This window comes from Arthrobacter sp. 05N429, from assembly GCF_056397045.1.
Genome location: NZ_JBFTMQ010000004.1, coordinates 287,129 through 302,017 on the forward strand (window position 1 = coordinate 287,129; position 14,889 = coordinate 302,017).

Genomic DNA, 14,889 nt, shown 5'->3' on the forward strand with positions numbered 1-14,889 from the left:
CGTCGCGGGGTCAGGCGGCGGCGGGCGCGGCCGCGGGCCGGGAGGCCGTCTGGTCGCGGAACCAAGCGGCCAGTTTCTTGCCCTTGCCCTTCCACCAGCTGTCCTCGTCGCCGCCGTGGCGCCACCGGAAGATCACCATGACCATCACGAAGACTCCGGCCGCAACCTCCTGCCACGTTCCGCTGGCGGCATCGATCAGCACGGTGACTGCGCTGATCAGGATCGACGGCCAGGCCAGGGTCGCGAAGACGGTGTTGGCCACGTAGCGGCGGTGGGACCGGGGCACCGAAAGGGCGCGGACCATGTCGAAGCAGACACACACCACCACCACGGTCTGGCCCAGGGACAGCAGGATTGAGCCGGTCAGGGATCCGGCGAACATGGCCAGGACCTGGAGTCCGGAGTTCATGACCTGCCCGCGATCAGTGCGGGTCCAGGTGCCGATCTGCCCGGCCAAGATGGATTCAACATTAGGTGCCCCCCGGCTGTCCTCGCTGCTTCACTGGCTGCGACGCCAGATTCCTGCCATGGACAATTCAAACGGCCCGGCGGCCCCGAAGTCACGCAAACGCTGTACCCGTCTTTACGCACGGCTGCCACCCGGCGACCGCGCACCAGTACTCACTCTGGGGCGCTGACTACGTGGACGGACGGGGGAGGACGGAGGAGGGAGCCGGCAACCGGCTCCGTCACTCGCTGTTCCGCGGCCGCCACACGACAACTGCCTGGGAGCGGGCCCGGGGGCGCTTGCCGCGGGCCAGGCTGACGACGTCGCCCGCGGCTCCGGCGGCGAAGATGCGGGAGTCCAGCGCGCGGGGGCGGCGTTCGAGTTCCCCGCTGAGTTCGGTAACTCGCCGCTGCAGGGCCGCCACCTGGTTTTCCAGTTGGAGGATCCGTTTGATGCCTTCGAGGGAAACACCCTCCTGGGAGAGCCGCTGCACCTCGCGGAGCATGGTGATGTCCCGCTGTGAATAGCGCCGGGACTTGCCGGGCGCGCGGCTGGGCGACACGATGCCCAGCCGGTCATACTGCCGCAGCGTCTGGGGGTGCATGTCCGCCAGCTCCGCGGCGACGGAGATCACGAAGATCGGCTGCTCGTACTCGATGGCCATGGCAGGCACCCGGTCCTAGAGCCGGGCCTTGGCTGCCAGTTCGGCGCGGACGTCCTCGCCGGCGGTGGCCGCGCCGAAGGCCTTGACGGCCTCCTCGGCTTCCTTGTTCAGCTTCCGCGGGACGGCGACGTCGATGGTCACCAGCAGGTCCCCGGTTGCCTTGGCGTGCTTGACGCCGCGCCCCTTGACCCGGAGGGTACGGCCCGACGGTGTGCCGGCCGGGACGCGTACCTTGACCTTGTCGCCGTCGATGGTGGGAACCTCGATGTCGGCGCCCAGGGCTGCCTCCGGGAAGGTGACCGGCACGTGGATCCGCAGGTTGTCGCCGTCGCGGACATAAAAATCGTGGGGCTTCACTGAGACGCTCACCATGAGGTCCCCGTACCCGGCCGGACCGTACTGGCCTTTGCCGCGGACACGGACCTTCTGGCCGTCCTTGATGCCGGCCGGGATGCGCACGTCGATGACTTCGCCGTCCGGTTCACGCAGGCCGATGGTGGTGCCGCGGATGGACCCGGCAAAGGAAATGGAGGTGGACGCCGTGCGGTCCGCGCCCTTCTGTGGGGCACGCTGGAACGACTGGCCCCCGCCGAAGCCGCCGCCACCGCCGAACAGGTCGGCGAATTCCGGCGGTATGCCGCCCGCCGTGCTGTAGCCGCCGGAGTGGCGTCCCCCGCCGCCGGTGAATAGCCCGCCAAAGAGGTCCTCGAAGCCGGCCCCGCCACCGGCGCCGCCCCCTCCGCCGCCGGGCGCGAACCGTGCGCCGCCCATGGCCCGGATAGCGTCATACTGCTGGCGCTCGTCGGGATCGGAAAGCACGGAGTAGGCCTCGGAGATGTCCTTGAACTTCTTCTCCGACGCGGTGTCACCGGCGTTCGTGTCCGGGTGGTGCTGCCGCGCGAGCTTCCGGTAAGCCTTCTTGATGTCGGCGTCGGAAGCGTCCTTGGCGACTCCAAGGATCTTGTAAAAGTCCTTGTCCACCCAGTCCTGGCTAGCCAATGGCGTTTCCTTTCAAATCTGTTCTTACCGAGCTCTCCGCGATACATGGGCCCCCGCCCCTTCGCCGGGTGGCTTGGGATCTGCGATCCCAAGCCACCCGGCTTCGACAGGCCCGATGCCACTCCCGGGGCCCATGTATCGCTCCGAGCATGTGATCATCTCACCTTAGGTGACACGAACGCTGAACGCCGGAGCGGATGAGGGGGCCCGGGAGTGGCTTCGGGCCTGCCGGAGCGTGGCGGCTTTGGGTCCGCAGGACCTAAGCCGCCACGCGTAGGGGCGGGGCCCCCTCATCCGCGGAGGCGTGGAGGCAACTACGCCGGCACAGCCACGATGACCTGTGCTGCGCGGAGCACGCGGTCGCCGGACCTGTAGCCGGAGCGCAGGACCTGGCTGACGGTGTCGATCTCGACGTCCGGGCCGGGCTGCTGGATGAGGGCCTCGTGGATCGTGGGGTCGAACTCCACGCCGGTCTCATTGATGCGCACCAGGCCGTACGTCTTCAGCGCGTTCTCCAGCTTGGCGGCGATCGCGGCGAACGGTCCGTCCGTGAGGTCACCATGCTGGCGGGCGGCGTCGACGTCGTCCAGGACCGGGAGCAGGGAGTTCAGGACGCCGATGACGGCCATCTCCCCTGCCACGGCACGGTCGCGTTCGACCCGCTTGCGGTAGTTGACGTACTCGGCCTGCAGGCGGCGAAGGTCATTCCTGAGCTCCTCCGCTTCCGCCCCGTCGGCACCCTGGGCCACGGACTCCGCGGCCGGCACCTCAACGCTGTTGAGGATGTCCTCCGCCTGGGACAGTGCATCCCCGGAACGGGAGTCCGCAGCATCGGCGTGCTCCTGGTCAGGGCGGCGGGCCTGTCCGGTCTTCGGATCAACCTTGCGGTTGTCGTGGATGATCGGCTTCTGCGGCTCGTTGTCCCGCTGTTCAGCGTCGCGACGGCTCTCGGAAGAACCGTGCTCTTCTTCGTTACCGTGATGCGGCATGGCTACTTCTTCTCGTCTTCGTCAACGATCTCGGCGTCGACGATGTCCTCATCGGTGCCGGCTGCCGGCTCGCCGGCCGGTGCACCCTGGGCGCCGGTGGCGCCGTCCGGGGAACCTGCCTGGGCATAGATGGCCTCGCCGAGCTTGCCCTGGGAAGCCTGAAGCTTCTCAAATGCGGTCTTCACGGCGGCGTCATCAGTGCCTTCGAGGGCTGCCTTGAGGGCGTCGACGTCGGCCTGGACCTCGGTCTTGACCTCTTCCGGCAGCTTGTCGGCGTTGTCGGCGATCAGCTTGTCCACGGAGTAGGCGAGCTGCTCGGCGGTGTTGCGGGTGTCGGCTGCCTCGCGGCGGGCCTTGTCCTCTGCTGCGTGCTCCTCGGCGTCCTTGACCATGCGGTCAATGTCTTCCTTGGAGAGACTGGAACCGCCCGTGATGGTCATGGACTGCTCCTTGCCGGTGCCCTTGTCCTTCGCGGACACGTGGACAATGCCGTTGGCGTCGATGTCGAAGGTGACCTCGACCTGGGGGACGCCGCGCGGGGCCGGAGCGATACCGGTCAGTTCGAACGTGCCCAGCGGCTTGTTGTCGCGGGTGAACTCACGCTCGCCCTGGAAGACCTGGATGGCCACGGACGGCTGGTTGTCATCCGCCGTCGTGAAGGTTTCGGAGCGCTTGGTCGGGATGGCCGTGTTGCGCTCGATCAGGTGCGTCATGATGCCGCCCTTGGTTTCGATGCCGAGGGAGAGCGGGGTGACGTCGATCAGGAGAACGTCCTTGCGCTCGCCCTTCAGGACACCGGCCTGCAGGGCGGCGCCGACGGCGACGACCTCATCCGGGTTCACGCCCTTGTTCGGTTCCTTGCCGCCGGCGAGTTCCTTGACCAGGTCGTAGACGGCCGGCATACGGGTGGACCCGCCGACGAGCACGATGTGGTCGATCTGGGAAAGCTGGATTCCGGCTTCCTTGATGACGTCGTGGAACGGCTTCTTGGTGCGCTCGAGCAGGTCCTTGGTGAGGTCCTGGAACTTGGCGCGGGTCAGCTGCTCGTCCAGGTGCACCGGGCCGTCGGGGGTGACGGAGAGGTACTGGAGCGAGACGTTGGTGCTGGTGGAGGAGGAGAGTTCCTTCTTGGCCTGCTCGGCTGCCTCACGCAGGCGCTGCAGGGCGATCTTGTCCTTGGACAGGTCGATGCCCTTGACCTTGAGCTGGTTCAGCAGGTAGTCGACGACGCGCTGGTCCCAGTCGTCGCCGCCGAGGCGGTTGTCGCCGGCGGTGGAGCGGACCTGGATGGTGGAGAAGTTGTCTTCGTCCTTGCCCACTTCGAGAAGGGAGACGTCGAAGGTTCCGCCGCCGAGGTCGAAGACGAGGATGAGTTCATCTTCCTTGCCCTTGTCCAGGCCGTAGGCCAGTGCGGCCGCGGTGGGCTCGTTGACGATGCGCAGGACCTTGAGTCCCGCAATTTCGCCGGCCTCCTTGGTGGCCTGGCGCTCGGCGTCGTTGAAGTACGCGGGAACGGTGATCACGGCGTCCGTGACCTTTTCACCGAGGTAGGACTCGGCGTCGTTCTTGAGCTTCATGAGGATACGGGCGGAGATTTCCTGCGCCGTGTACTTCTTGTCGTCAATGGCGACCGACCAGTCGGTGCCCATGTGGCGCTTGACGGAAGCAATGGTGCGGTCAATGTTGTTGACGGCCTGGCGCTTGGCGATCTCGCCGACCAGCACTTCGCCGGACTTGGAGAACGCAACAACCGACGGCGTGGTGCGGCCACCCTCGGCGTTGGCAATGACGGTGGGCTCGCCACCTTCGAGAACGGAGACGACGGAGTTGGTTGTTCCGAGGTCAATACCTACTGCACGTGACATGTGTTGCTTCCTCTTTCTTTGGAAACTTGCTGAGATGGCTTCGGACCGCAGCGGTTATAGCTCGCTGGATCCGACCGTTATTGAGCGATCTGCACTCAACTTTACTCAGGGCCGTTTCAAAGTCAATTCAAACTTGAGTGAAGTACGCTCAACTTGCTCTTTTGGGCGCTACGGAACGTTCTTCAGCGGCTGGGATTTCCCGGAATTCCGGGCATGGTTGTGCAGCCGCGGCACTGACGCCGCACTGTTCGCTGTGCGCGAAGTCCGCTGCCTGGACGTACTCCTAGCGTTCGCCGCGGCCCTCTTCGCCGGCAGATTCGTCCCTCGCGGGCGCCTTGTCGGCGGCGCGGCTGGCCGGCCGGCCGCTGGCGGCGCCGGCGGCGCCATAGTCACCTTCGGGATACTCTCCCTCTTCGACGGCGGCCGGTGCTGCGCCGGTGCCACCTGCCGCCCCGTAGTCCCCCTCGGGGTAGTCGCCCTCTTCGGTGCCGACGGCGGTGGCCCCGGCGACGCCTGCCGAGCCGTAGTCGCCGGTGGCGTATTCGCCCTCCGCGGCCTCTGCCGGATTCTCCCCGGTAGCGCCCGCGGTGCCGTAGTCCCCCTCGACATACTGGCCCTCGGCGGTCTCGGCTTCGGGTTCTGCTGCCTTGCGGTCAAAGTCATTGTTTTCGGACATGGTTGGATCCCTCCTGGAAGCTTCAGCGCGCCCAGGCAGGCGCAGGGGCAGTCTATCTAGCGCCGCCGGGAGACAACAGGGGGAAACCGCGGGAAACGGAGACACCCCGCCGGGAGACGGCCCGGCCAAGCGTCGATCAAAACGGCTATTCCGGCTGAGCGGCCCGCCCGCCGGACTGGCCCGCCGAGAGCCCAAGTCCCGCGAGATCCGCAAGCACGGCCAGATGGTGGGAGAAGAGCTCATCCGGGGCGGCGAAGGTATCCGCGCCGTACTGGCCGAAGACCTCGAAGCTGATGGCGCCGAAGAGTGAGGTCCAGACGAGCGCACCCCGCGCCAGCAGACTGTCCGGCACGGCGAGTCCCATCCCGGCCCGGATGCGCTCCAAGTCGGCGGCCAGCGGCGCGGTGACGGCGGCCGGACCGCCAGGCATCGTCAGCCGGCCGGCGCGGTAAGCGCCGTCAAGGAGTGCCATCAGCGCATAGATGACCCGCGTACCCGGGCCGGTGGTCCGTTCGGCCGGCGCCCGGTAGCCGGGCACGGGACTGCCGAAGAGGAGCCCGTAGCGGGCCGGTTCGCGCAGGGCCCAGCGCCGCACCGCGGAGCCCAGTGCGCTGAACCGGCCGGCGAAATCGTCCACTGGAAGGACGGCCACCGCGGCTTCCACTTCGTCCCCAAGCTCGTTGTAAGCATCGACCAGCAGCAGGGTCAGCAGCTCTTCGCGGTTCTCCACATAGCGATAGACCGCCGAGGAGACGACGCCGAGGTCCCGGGCTACGGCGCGGAGCGACAGAGCGGCAGCCCCGTGCAGCGCCAGATGCTCCCGGCCGAGGCGCACAATGTCCTCGATGGTCCGGGCCCGGGCCCGCTCGCGGGGTGTGGGCGGCTTCTCGGACGGGACGCTGGCAGTCTGTGGCACGGCTCCAGCATTCCATAAAATAGAGCAGTGTCAACAAGTGTGAGCACCGCTCTTGACTTCTGTCGACGACCGTCGCATCCTGTACTCAGAGAGCACTGCTCTCAAGCGAGATAAGCCCGACGGGCGGAACAAACCCCGGCCCGGACAGCACAGCCGGCCCAGCGAAAGCGAGAACACCGTGTCCCAGTTCGAATCCCCGGAGGTCCAGGCCCCGGCATTGTTTGTGGTCACCGGAGCCGGTCCGGTCGGATGGACGGTGGCCGAGCAGCTCGCCGCTGCGGGCCAGCGGGTGCGCGTCCTCACCCGCTCCGGCAGCGGGCCGGATCACCCGCTCATCGAGAAGAAGGCAGCGGATGTGTCCAACGCGGCCCAGCTCCGCGGGCTGTTCCGCGGCGCCCAAGCGGTGTTCCACTGCATCCACGGTTCGAAGTACAACGCGAAGGTCTGGGCGGCGGAACTTCCCGGCGCCGAACAGACCGTGCTGGCCGCGGCGGGCGAGGCGGGCGCCGTCGTCGTCTTCCCGGAGAGCCTGTACTCGTACAGCGAGCCTGACCGGCCGATGACCGAGGAGGGTCCGCGCGAGGCGCAGGGCGGCAAGCGTGGTGTCCGCACCGCGCTGCTGAAGGCGCGGGCGGCGTCCGCAACGGACACGGTGAGCGTGGTGGCGGGCGATTTCTTCGGGCCGCGGGTCCGCATGTCGCACGCCGGCGAGCGCATGGTCCGTCCCGTCGCGGCCGGCAAGCCAATGCAGGTGGTCGGCCGGGCGGACCAGCCGCATTCCTTCACGTACGTTCCCGACCTCGCGGCCGCCATGATCGCCGCGGCGAATAATCCGAACACATGGAACCGGGTGTGGCATGCGCCTACCGGACCTGCGCTGACCCAGCGCGAGCTTGCGGGGGCATTCGCCAGGGCAGCCGGTGCCCGGGCGCCGCGTGTCACGGCGATACCCGGATGGGCGCTGAAGGCGATGACGGTGTTCTCCCCTGATCTGCGGGAAATCGCCGAGACGCTGTACCAGTTCGAGCGCCCGTTCGTGATGGATTCGACTGCGAGCCAGTCCGCCCTGGGCGTGGCGCCGACCCCGCTGACGGAAGCAGCCGCCGCCACGGTTGCCTGGTGGGGGGACCAGGAACGGTGACGACGGCTGCGGTTGAGGGTTCCGACGAGCGGGGTTTTCGACGGCAGGGTTCCTAGCGGCTTCCCGCCTCCGCGGGCTCGGCCTCCGGGACGGCGGGCAGCGCGCGTGCGGCGGCGTCCACCTCGGGGCGTCCCAGCCTGCCGGGCCACCAGATCCGCGAGCCGATGTCGTAGGCCAGGGCCGGGACCAGCAGGGAGCGGACCAGGACGGTGTCCAACAGCACCCCGAAGGCCACGATGAAGGCCAGCTGCACCAGGAACATGATGGGGATGACGCCCAGGGCCGCGAAGGTGGCCGCGAGCACCACGCCGGCGGAGGTGATGACCCCGCCCGTGACTCCGAGGCCGCGCAGGATCCCGGGCCGGGTGCCGTGGTTAAGGGATTCCTCCCGGACCCGGCTCATCAGGAAGATGTTGTAGTCCACGCCCAGCGCGACGAGGAAGACGAAGCCGAACAGCGGAACCGTGGCATCGGCGCCCGGGAATCCGAAGACGTTGTTGAACACGAAGGCGGAAACACCCATCGCGGCGCCGTAGGACAGGACCACGGAGGCGACCAGCAGGACCGGTGCCAGCACTGAGCGCAGCAGCAGCATCAGGATCACGAGGATGACCGCGAGGACCACCGGGATGATGGTGACGAGGTCGCGCTGGGCGGTGGTGTTCGTGTCCAGCGCCGTCGCGGTCACGCCGCCGACCAGTGCGCCGCCGTCGATCTCCTTCAGTTCCCGGCGGAGGTCCACGACGACGTTTTCGGCCTCGGTGGAGTCTGCGGCGAAGTTCAGCGTCGCGTTGATCAGGATCTTCCCGTCCCGCACGGCGGGCGCCGCCGGGGCGGGAGCGCCGGGGGCAGCCGGCACCCCCGTGATGACGGGTGCGCCGCCGTCGGCCAGCAGGTAGGCGTCCCCGACGCCGCCGGTCACCTTGGCCTTCGCCAGCACCTCTTGGGCTTTCGCCTCGTCCGCGACGATCACGGCGGGGCTGCCGGAGCCGGCGTCGAAGTGCCGGGCCAGGGCGTCCTGGCCGTCGACGGCGTTGGAGGCGGTGAGGATGACGTCGGTCTGCGGGACGCCGTTGGCCTTGAGCTGCAGGACGCCGGCGGACGCCACCAGGAGCAGCAGCACGGAGGCGATCCAGACGGTCCGCGGCCGGCGGGAAACGAGGGAACCGGTGGCCCGCCACACCCCCTTCTGCCCCTCGAGGCCAGTGACGAGTTCAGGCTCGCGCTCGGTCTCCGGGAGCAGTTTGGGGCGGAACGGCCAGAACGCGGCGCGGCCCAGCAGCGCCATCAGCGCCGGCAGCAGGGTCAGCGCGGCGAAGAGCGAGCAGAGGATGCCCGCGGCCGCCACCGGGCCGAGGGCCTTGTTGGAGTTGAGGTCGGAGAACAGCAGGCAGAGCAGGGCGATGATGACCGTGGCGCCGGAGGCAATGATGGGTTCCCACGAATTTTTCCATGCGGTGAGTGCGGCGGCCGTGCGGTTGGTGGTGTGCGTCAGGGCCTCGCGGAAGCGTGCCACATAGAGCAGCGCGTAGTCCGTGGCCGCGCCGATCACCAGGATGGACAGGATGCCCTGGCTCTGGCCGTTGAGCTGGATCCACCCCAGTTTGGCCATGCCGAACACCAGCAGGATGGCGGCGCACAGGGCGAAGACCGAGGTGAACAAAACGGCGATCGGCAGCAGCAGCGAGCGGTAGACGATCAGCAGGATCAGGAAGACCGCGCCGAGCGCCACGAGCAGCAGGATGCCGTCGATGCCGGCGAAGGCGCTGACCAGGTCCGCCGTGAGCCCGGCCGGGCCGGTCACGAAGGTCTGCATGCCCTCCGGAGCCGATTCCTGCACCACCTCGCGGAGTTCCTTGACCACTTCCTTCACTTCGCCGGCCGAATCGATCGGGACCACAAACTGCACGGCTTTGGCATCCTCTGACGGGATGGGACCGACGACGGTACTACCGGCACCGACGGCCTCCAGCTTGCCTTTGAGTGCTGCCGCCTCGCCGAGCTGGGCCGGGGTGAAGGCGGCGTCGCTTTCGATGACTATGACGGCGGGAATCTCGTTGGAGTCCCGGAACTTGGCCTGCCAGTCCTGGGCCGCGGTTGCCTCGGCCCCTGCCGGGAGGAAGGACGCCTGGTCGTTCGAGGAGACCTCGTCCAGCCGGCCGAAGGTGGGCCCGCCGATGCCGGCGATGGCCAGCCACGTGACGACGAGCAGGACGGGAACCAGCCAGCGCAGCCAAAAGGGGACACGGGGCGTTCGGATTCGGTTTTCTGCGCCGCTTTCGGACGACCGCGCTGCTGATCCGGGGTGCGGGGGTCCGATTTCGCCGCGGTTTTCCGAAGTCGGCGGGGGCGTGGGGTTTTTCATGTGACCTTCCGGGGTGCGGGGCGTGGAACCGGCATGTAGCTCCATAGTAGACTATCTCTATGGTAGAGATAAGTGTCATTGCGACGGCCTGAGGAGAAGGGCGGAAGAAGGGACGAACCGTCGGCGCCCGGCGGCCGCCGCAGTATGGTTCGGGCTGCAGTAAAATCCGGAGAGTGCCGTCGTTGACGCCACCCGGCTGCAGTCAGACCGCCGCCGACAGGGACGACTTATCCAGAGATGCCCCTATCTATGAACGCCATAACTAGGAACAAGGGAGGTCCGCCGTGTCAGCCGAACACCTGGGCCTATCCGGAAACGCAGGCCCATCCGAAGCCGCAGGCCTGCCCGCGGGCTCCGGTCCGCCGCCGCTGGTCCGGCTGCTTCAGGAGTTCAGCCTCGAGGCCAACCGCTACGTGGATTCCGCCGGCGGCCGCAATGACATGCACCGGACCGACCTCAATGCCCTGGCTGTGATTATGCAGCACACCGCGAGGAACCAGATCGTCACTCCGGGAGTGCTCCGCAAGGAACTCCACCTCAGCTCACCCGCCACGACCGCGCTGGTGGACCGGCTCTACAACTCCGGCCACGTGGTCCGCGAACGGCAGGGCACGGACCGCCGCCAGGTCCAGCTCCGGATGACCCCCAAGGCCTACCGCGACGGAAGCGCCATGTTCATGCCGCTGGCCCGCCAGATGGACGCGGCCATGGCCCAGTTCACCGCCGAGGAGCTAGAGATCGCCACTCGGTTCATGACCTCGATGATTGACGCGACGGTCAGGGCCGGGCAGGAGGCGGCGCAGCAGACGGCACCGGCTCCAGCCGACCCGCACTAGAAACCATGGTTGCCCTGTGTGACTTCTGGGCTATTCACTGAGCGGCGGGGTCCGAGTGAGCGTACATGCGCATGCGCACCTCACGAGCGCCGGTCATATGCGCTTCCGCGACCTCGCGGGCTTTGGCGGAATCGCGAGCCTCGATAGCCCCGAGCAGCGCCTCGTGTTCAGCGAGTACGGCCTTCCAGCGGTCTTCGTATTCGAGGGTGGTTGTGGGATACCGCACGAGATGCACGTTGAGCCTGTGGAGCAGATCCACAAGGGTGGGGCTGTGGCTGGCCGCCCAGATGGCTTCGTGGAATTGGCGGTTCGCCTCTGCCCGAACGCCCGGATCTTGCCCCGCAGCAACCATGGCTGCCTGAGCCGCACGCAGGCGGCGTCGGTCGAGCTCTGTCGCTCGTTCCGCTGCCGCCCGCGCCGCGGCTCCTTCCAGGGTGATGCGCACGTCGTAGATGTCAATGATCTCTTCGGGACTCGTCTCACGTACCTGCACCCCCCGCGGCAACCGTTCAACGAGACCTTCGATCTCGAGCCGGTGCAGCGCCTCGCGGATGGGCGTGCGGGATGTGCCGTAGTCTGCGGCGAGCTTGTTCTCGCTCAGCGGGTCACCGGCTTTGATGCGCCCGCTGACGATGGCATCACGGATCGTATCGTAGACATTTGTCGACATCGCACAAGCCCTCGAGTATCACTATCGTCGTCAAGCAGTTAGGGAATTAGGCTATCGCTCCGGCCCGGCGTCCGAAGACCATTCCGGCGGCAAGACCCGAGCCGCCGGGGTAGTTGCCGGAAAAGAGCCCGCCCAGCGCTTCACCGCAGACGAACAATCCCTGGATCGGCTCCCCGCTCTCATCCAGCACCCGCCCTTCCAGGTCGCCCTTGAGGCCCCCGAAGGTGAAGGTGATTCCACAGGTGACCGGGTACGCGTAGAAGGGTCCCGTCTCAATGGGCGAGGCCCAGTTCGACTTCGGTGGATTCACGTGGGCAGCGCGGCCATCGAGCACAGTCGGATCAAACGGGACGTCGCGGTCGATGGATGCATTGAAGGCATCGACCGTCGAGACAAGTGCTGAAGGGTCAACGCCCATGGCGTCCGCCAGTTCACCAATGCTGTCGGCTCGGTGGACGCCGATTCCCGGCATGTCGTATTCCTCGGTGCGCAGCATCGGTCGCAATGTTGAGTCAAAGATCTGCCAAGAAATCGAACCGGGCTGCTTGAGGATTTCCTTTCCGTATTTGGCGTAGGTGTAGTTGCGGAAGTCTGCTCCCTCGTCGAGGAAGCGCTCACCGCTGCGGTTTACGATGATGCCCAACGGGTAGCTCTGTCGAGTCAGGCGGTTGGTCAGCTCGCGGTTCGACTCGTTTTCTTCGGCCCCGGCGTCCCACTGGACGGAGTGGCATGACGACCAATCGCCGCCCTTGGCGGCCCCGATCTTGATGGCCGCTTCGATCATGTCTCCGACGTTGTACGGGGTTCCGCGAACTATCGCGTTCTCCCAGCCCTGGCCGAGATGCTGCTGGCGCCATTCGGGGCTAGATTCGAAGCCGCCTGACGCGATAATGACGCTCTCGGCGCGCACATCGTGTGCGGCGCCCTGATCGTCGGTTCCGCGTACGCCGACCACCTTGCCGTCTTCGACAATGAGGCCTGTAGCGCGGATGCCGTAGCGAACTTCGGTGCCAAGGCGTGCGGCGACGTCGGTATGGTCGGCAATGAGCCCCTCGCCACCTCCCACGTTGCCGACATGCAGACCTCCCCAGAAGAGGTAGGAGCCGTCGGAACGTGAGTATGCCTGACGCTCGTACATCAGCCGGTACTTGAGGCCAAGGTCGTTGAGCCACCGCACCGCGTCCTGGGACTCGTTGACCAGCACATCTGCCATTGCAAGGTCCGTTTTTCCGTCAGTGACCTTGATCAGGTCAGAGAGGTACTCTTCGCTCGAGTAGGGCGGGACCTCGGTCACGGCGTGGCGGTCGTCCTGTTCCACGAAGTCCTTGAGGTCCTCGAGTCCGTCGTGGGAGATGCGGGTAGCGCCGGCTGTGTAGAAGCTGTTGCCGCCAGCCATGTCCTCACGGCCGCGTTCCAGCAACACAACTTTCCGCCCTCGTTCAGCTGCGGCGTGGGCGGCCGCGAAGGCGGCGTTTCCGCCACCGACAACAATCACATCAAATTCAGTTGGGGTCGTCACAACCAATTCCTTTCAGAGTTCTTTGTCTCCTTGGGCCGTCATGCGTCAGCATCTGGCTCCGTTTTGGTTATTGTATACACATGTATACAACTAAGTACTAGGGCAATTTAGCGCGGAATGCGTAGCCGGATGATGCGGGGATCATCGCTGAGAGGCGCGTGTCTCTCGGGTACCCGAGGGTCATGGCCAGGAACGATGACACCTTGTTCTCCGGCGAGCTCGAAGAGGGTGTCGAAGGCCGCGTACATCAAGTCGAGATGGTGCACGGCGCCGTAGGGACGGTCTTCTTCGAAGTTGGCGTAGAAGTGCGAGGCATCCGAGGCGAGAACCAATGGGCCCTCGGGTGTCTCGACGCGCATGACCTGGGTTCCGGCGGTATGCCCGCCGACTAGATGCACAGTGATTCCAGGGACGATTTCCGTATCGCCTTCCAAGAGTTCGACTCGTCCGTCGTCTACGAGTTTCCGCAGCGCCAAAAGGTCCTCATGGGGGCGGAGATGGACATATGCCCCGCGACGCGAGTACGGGCCTTCCCAAAATTCGAGTTCGCTGGCCTGCACGAATATGCGCGCATTCGGGTAGGAGGAAAGGTGACCGGTGTGGTCGTAATGAAGGTGCGATAGCACGAGCACCGGCACGTCCGCCGGCGCAAATCCCAGCTTTGCCAGCAGTTCAACCGGCGAGGCCAGATAGGTGCGTGCCCCGCGGCGTTCGGCTTCTTCCCGGGTGAAGCCCGCATCGAAAATGTACGGCACCCCATCCTGCACGATGACCCAGGTGTAGTAGTCGATCGGCCAGCGGTCATGGCAGTCTTTGGCGTATCCATGGAAGTGCTCGCCCTTGAAGGACTCGGTGCGGTAGGCGTAGCGCAGCGCGTAGGCCCCGTCAGAGGCGCGCATCGCTGGCCTCCCCGTATGACAGTCCGCGTCCTGTCCATTCCTCCCAGAGCTTGGCAACCGAAGAGTAGTCTGCGCGTCCCAGGCCCGCCCCGGAGGCAATGTCGTAGACAGTTTGAGCGGCCTGGGTTGCGAACAGCGGCGTGCCCGATCGCTGCGCCATCGCCAATGCCAGGGTCGAGTCCTTGCGTGCGGCTTCCAGGGGCATGCCGCCCTCAAAGTCGGCGGACGCCATCCGCTGCATGATCCGGTGGTTGAGGGGTCGCTGCAGTCCTCCGTCTTCACGGTCGAGCATGGCGGCGATATCCTCGAGCGCGACACCCTCAGCCCTTGCCATGGCGAACGCTTCGACCAGGACGACCATGACAGCGTGGGCGACGCCGTTGTTAACGACTTTGGCGGCCATGCCCGCGCCCAACGGGCCGAACCGCTGCACGCCGGCTCCCCCGATTGCTGCGAGCACAGCGGAGACACCCCCCAGATCGGAGGTGTCCCCGCCGACAAGGAGAGTGGCTTTGCCTTGCTCCATTTGTGCCACGCCGGAGAGCACTGCCGCGTCAACGACTCGTGCTCCTACGGGCTCGAGCAGCCTTTGCCATTCGCGGACATCATCCGGCAGGACCGTGCTCGTCTCGACCACGACGGTTCCGGGTGTCAGTTGTGGCGCAAGTTGGGAGAGCACGCTGCGGGAAATGGAGGGGTTCGGTAGCGACAAGACCACGGTGGTGCTTGATCCAAGCTGCGTGAGGTCGTCTGTGGTCGTGATTCGGCGGTGCTCGGCCGCCAGCGTGCGGCGCTCGTTGGAGATATCGAAGGCCAGCACGTCGAAGCTGGCTGCGAGGCGAGTGGCGATGGGAAGTCCCATCTGGCCAAGACCCACGACTGCTATATGGTCGCTCATGGTT

The 14,889-nt window shown here is 66.4% G+C and carries 14 protein-coding genes; 2 read left to right on the forward strand and 12 right to left on the reverse strand.

Features of this window, described 5'->3' with window-relative positions:
- Window positions 1-10 precede the first annotated feature (10 nt).
- From AC1DF4_RS10280 to AC1DF4_RS10310, 7 genes are all read right to left on the reverse strand, one after another.
- A complete protein-coding gene (locus AC1DF4_RS10280) occupies window positions 11-457 on the reverse strand; it encodes a hypothetical protein (protein WP_476912802.1) in 447 nt (148 codons plus the stop codon).
- Window positions 458-689: 232 nt separating this feature from the next.
- Window positions 690-1,112: a heat shock protein transcriptional repressor HspR gene (locus AC1DF4_RS10285; protein WP_476912803.1), complete on the reverse strand. Its 423-nt coding sequence runs from the start codon at window positions 1,110-1,112 to the stop codon at window positions 690-692.
- A gap of 15 nt (window positions 1,113-1,127) precedes the next feature.
- Window positions 1,128-2,111 carry a DnaJ C-terminal domain-containing protein gene (locus AC1DF4_RS10290; RefSeq protein WP_476912804.1) on the reverse strand — a complete coding sequence of 328 codons (984 nt, stop codon included), beginning with the start codon at window positions 2,109-2,111 and terminating at the stop codon, window positions 1,128-1,130.
- 314 nt (window positions 2,112-2,425) lie between these two features.
- Complete coding sequence (locus AC1DF4_RS10295) at window positions 2,426-3,100, reverse strand: nucleotide exchange factor GrpE (RefSeq protein WP_476912805.1); 675 nt, start codon at window positions 3,098-3,100, stop codon at window positions 2,426-2,428.
- A 2-nt stretch (window positions 3,101-3,102) separates the two neighbouring features.
- Window positions 3,103-4,965 carry a molecular chaperone DnaK gene (dnaK, locus tag AC1DF4_RS10300; RefSeq protein WP_441406192.1) on the reverse strand — a complete coding sequence of 621 codons (1,863 nt, stop codon included), beginning with the start codon at window positions 4,963-4,965 and terminating at the stop codon, window positions 3,103-3,105.
- Window positions 4,966-5,248: 283 nt separating this feature from the next.
- Window positions 5,249-5,641 (reverse strand): hypothetical protein, encoded by a 393-nt coding sequence (locus AC1DF4_RS10305; RefSeq protein WP_476912806.1) that lies wholly within the window; start codon window positions 5,639-5,641, stop codon window positions 5,249-5,251.
- A 145-nt stretch (window positions 5,642-5,786) separates the two neighbouring features.
- A complete protein-coding gene (locus AC1DF4_RS10310) occupies window positions 5,787-6,557 on the reverse strand; it encodes a TetR/AcrR family transcriptional regulator (protein ID WP_476912807.1) in 771 nt (256 codons plus the stop codon).
- Window positions 6,558-6,774: 217 nt separating this feature from the next.
- Here AC1DF4_RS10310 and AC1DF4_RS10315 point away from each other — a divergent pair, with 217 nt between their 5' ends.
- Window positions 6,775-7,698, forward strand: a complete 924-nt coding sequence (locus AC1DF4_RS10315) for an NAD-dependent epimerase/dehydratase family protein (protein ID WP_476912896.1) — start codon at window positions 6,775-6,777, stop codon at window positions 7,696-7,698.
- Window positions 7,699-7,750: 52 nt separating this feature from the next.
- Here AC1DF4_RS10315 and AC1DF4_RS10320 read toward each other — a convergent pair whose 3' ends face one another.
- A complete protein-coding gene (locus tag AC1DF4_RS10320; RefSeq protein WP_476912808.1) occupies window positions 7,751-10,063 on the reverse strand; it encodes an MMPL family transporter in 2,313 nt (770 codons plus the stop codon).
- Window positions 10,064-10,347: 284 nt separating this feature from the next.
- On the opposite strand from AC1DF4_RS10320, the gene AC1DF4_RS10325 reads away from it, so the two are divergent.
- Window positions 10,348-10,899, forward strand: a complete 552-nt coding sequence (locus AC1DF4_RS10325) for a MarR family winged helix-turn-helix transcriptional regulator (RefSeq protein WP_476912809.1) — start codon at window positions 10,348-10,350, stop codon at window positions 10,897-10,899.
- Window positions 10,900-10,933: 34 nt separating this feature from the next.
- On the opposite strand, the gene AC1DF4_RS10330 is transcribed toward AC1DF4_RS10325, so the two are convergent.
- The 4 genes from AC1DF4_RS10330 to AC1DF4_RS10345 all read right to left on the reverse strand — a co-directional run bounded on the left by AC1DF4_RS10330 (window position 10,934) and on the right by AC1DF4_RS10345 (window position 14,885).
- Complete coding sequence (locus AC1DF4_RS10330; protein WP_476912810.1) at window positions 10,934-11,569, reverse strand: GntR family transcriptional regulator; 636 nt, start codon at window positions 11,567-11,569, stop codon at window positions 10,934-10,936.
- A gap of 46 nt (window positions 11,570-11,615) precedes the next feature.
- A complete protein-coding gene (gene tcuA, locus AC1DF4_RS10335; RefSeq protein ID WP_476912811.1) occupies window positions 11,616-13,088 on the reverse strand; it encodes an FAD-dependent tricarballylate dehydrogenase TcuA in 1,473 nt (490 codons plus the stop codon).
- Window positions 13,089-13,195: 107 nt separating this feature from the next.
- A complete protein-coding gene (locus tag AC1DF4_RS10340) occupies window positions 13,196-13,987 on the reverse strand; it encodes an N-acyl homoserine lactonase family protein (RefSeq protein WP_476912812.1) in 792 nt (263 codons plus the stop codon).
- Window positions 13,974-14,885, reverse strand: a complete 912-nt coding sequence (locus AC1DF4_RS10345) for an NAD(P)-dependent oxidoreductase (protein ID WP_476912813.1) — start codon at window positions 14,883-14,885, stop codon at window positions 13,974-13,976. Before AC1DF4_RS10345 ends, AC1DF4_RS10340 begins: the two co-directional genes overlap by 14 nt.
- Window positions 14,886-14,889: the final 4 nt, after the last annotated feature.

Excerpts from the sequence above, each read along its gene's own strand:
- AC1DF4_RS10320 (WP_476912808.1), bottom strand. The coding sequence starts at position 10,063 with ATGAAAAACCCCACGCCCCCGCCGACTTCGGAAAACCGCGGCGAAATC.
- AC1DF4_RS10340 (WP_476912812.1), bottom strand. The coding sequence starts at position 13,987 with ATGCGCGCCTCTGACGGGGCCTACGCGCTGCGCTACGCCTACCGCACC.
- AC1DF4_RS10285 (WP_476912803.1), bottom strand. The coding sequence starts at position 1,112 with ATGGCCATCGAGTACGAGCAGCCGATCTTCGTGATCTCCGTCGCCGCG.
- AC1DF4_RS10330 (WP_476912810.1), bottom strand. The coding sequence starts at position 11,569 with ATGTCGACAAATGTCTACGATACGATCCGTGATGCCATCGTCAGCGGG.
- dnaK (WP_441406192.1), bottom strand. The coding sequence starts at position 4,965 with ATGTCACGTGCAGTAGGTATTGACCTCGGAACAACCAACTCCGTCGTC.
- AC1DF4_RS10305 (WP_476912806.1), bottom strand. The coding sequence starts at position 5,641 with ATGTCCGAAAACAATGACTTTGACCGCAAGGCAGCAGAACCCGAAGCC.
- AC1DF4_RS10295 (WP_476912805.1), bottom strand. The coding sequence starts at position 3,100 with ATGCCGCATCACGGTAACGAAGAAGAGCACGGTTCTTCCGAGAGCCGT.
- AC1DF4_RS10345 (WP_476912813.1), bottom strand. The coding sequence starts at position 14,885 with ATGAGCGACCATATAGCAGTCGTGGGTCTTGGCCAGATGGGACTTCCC.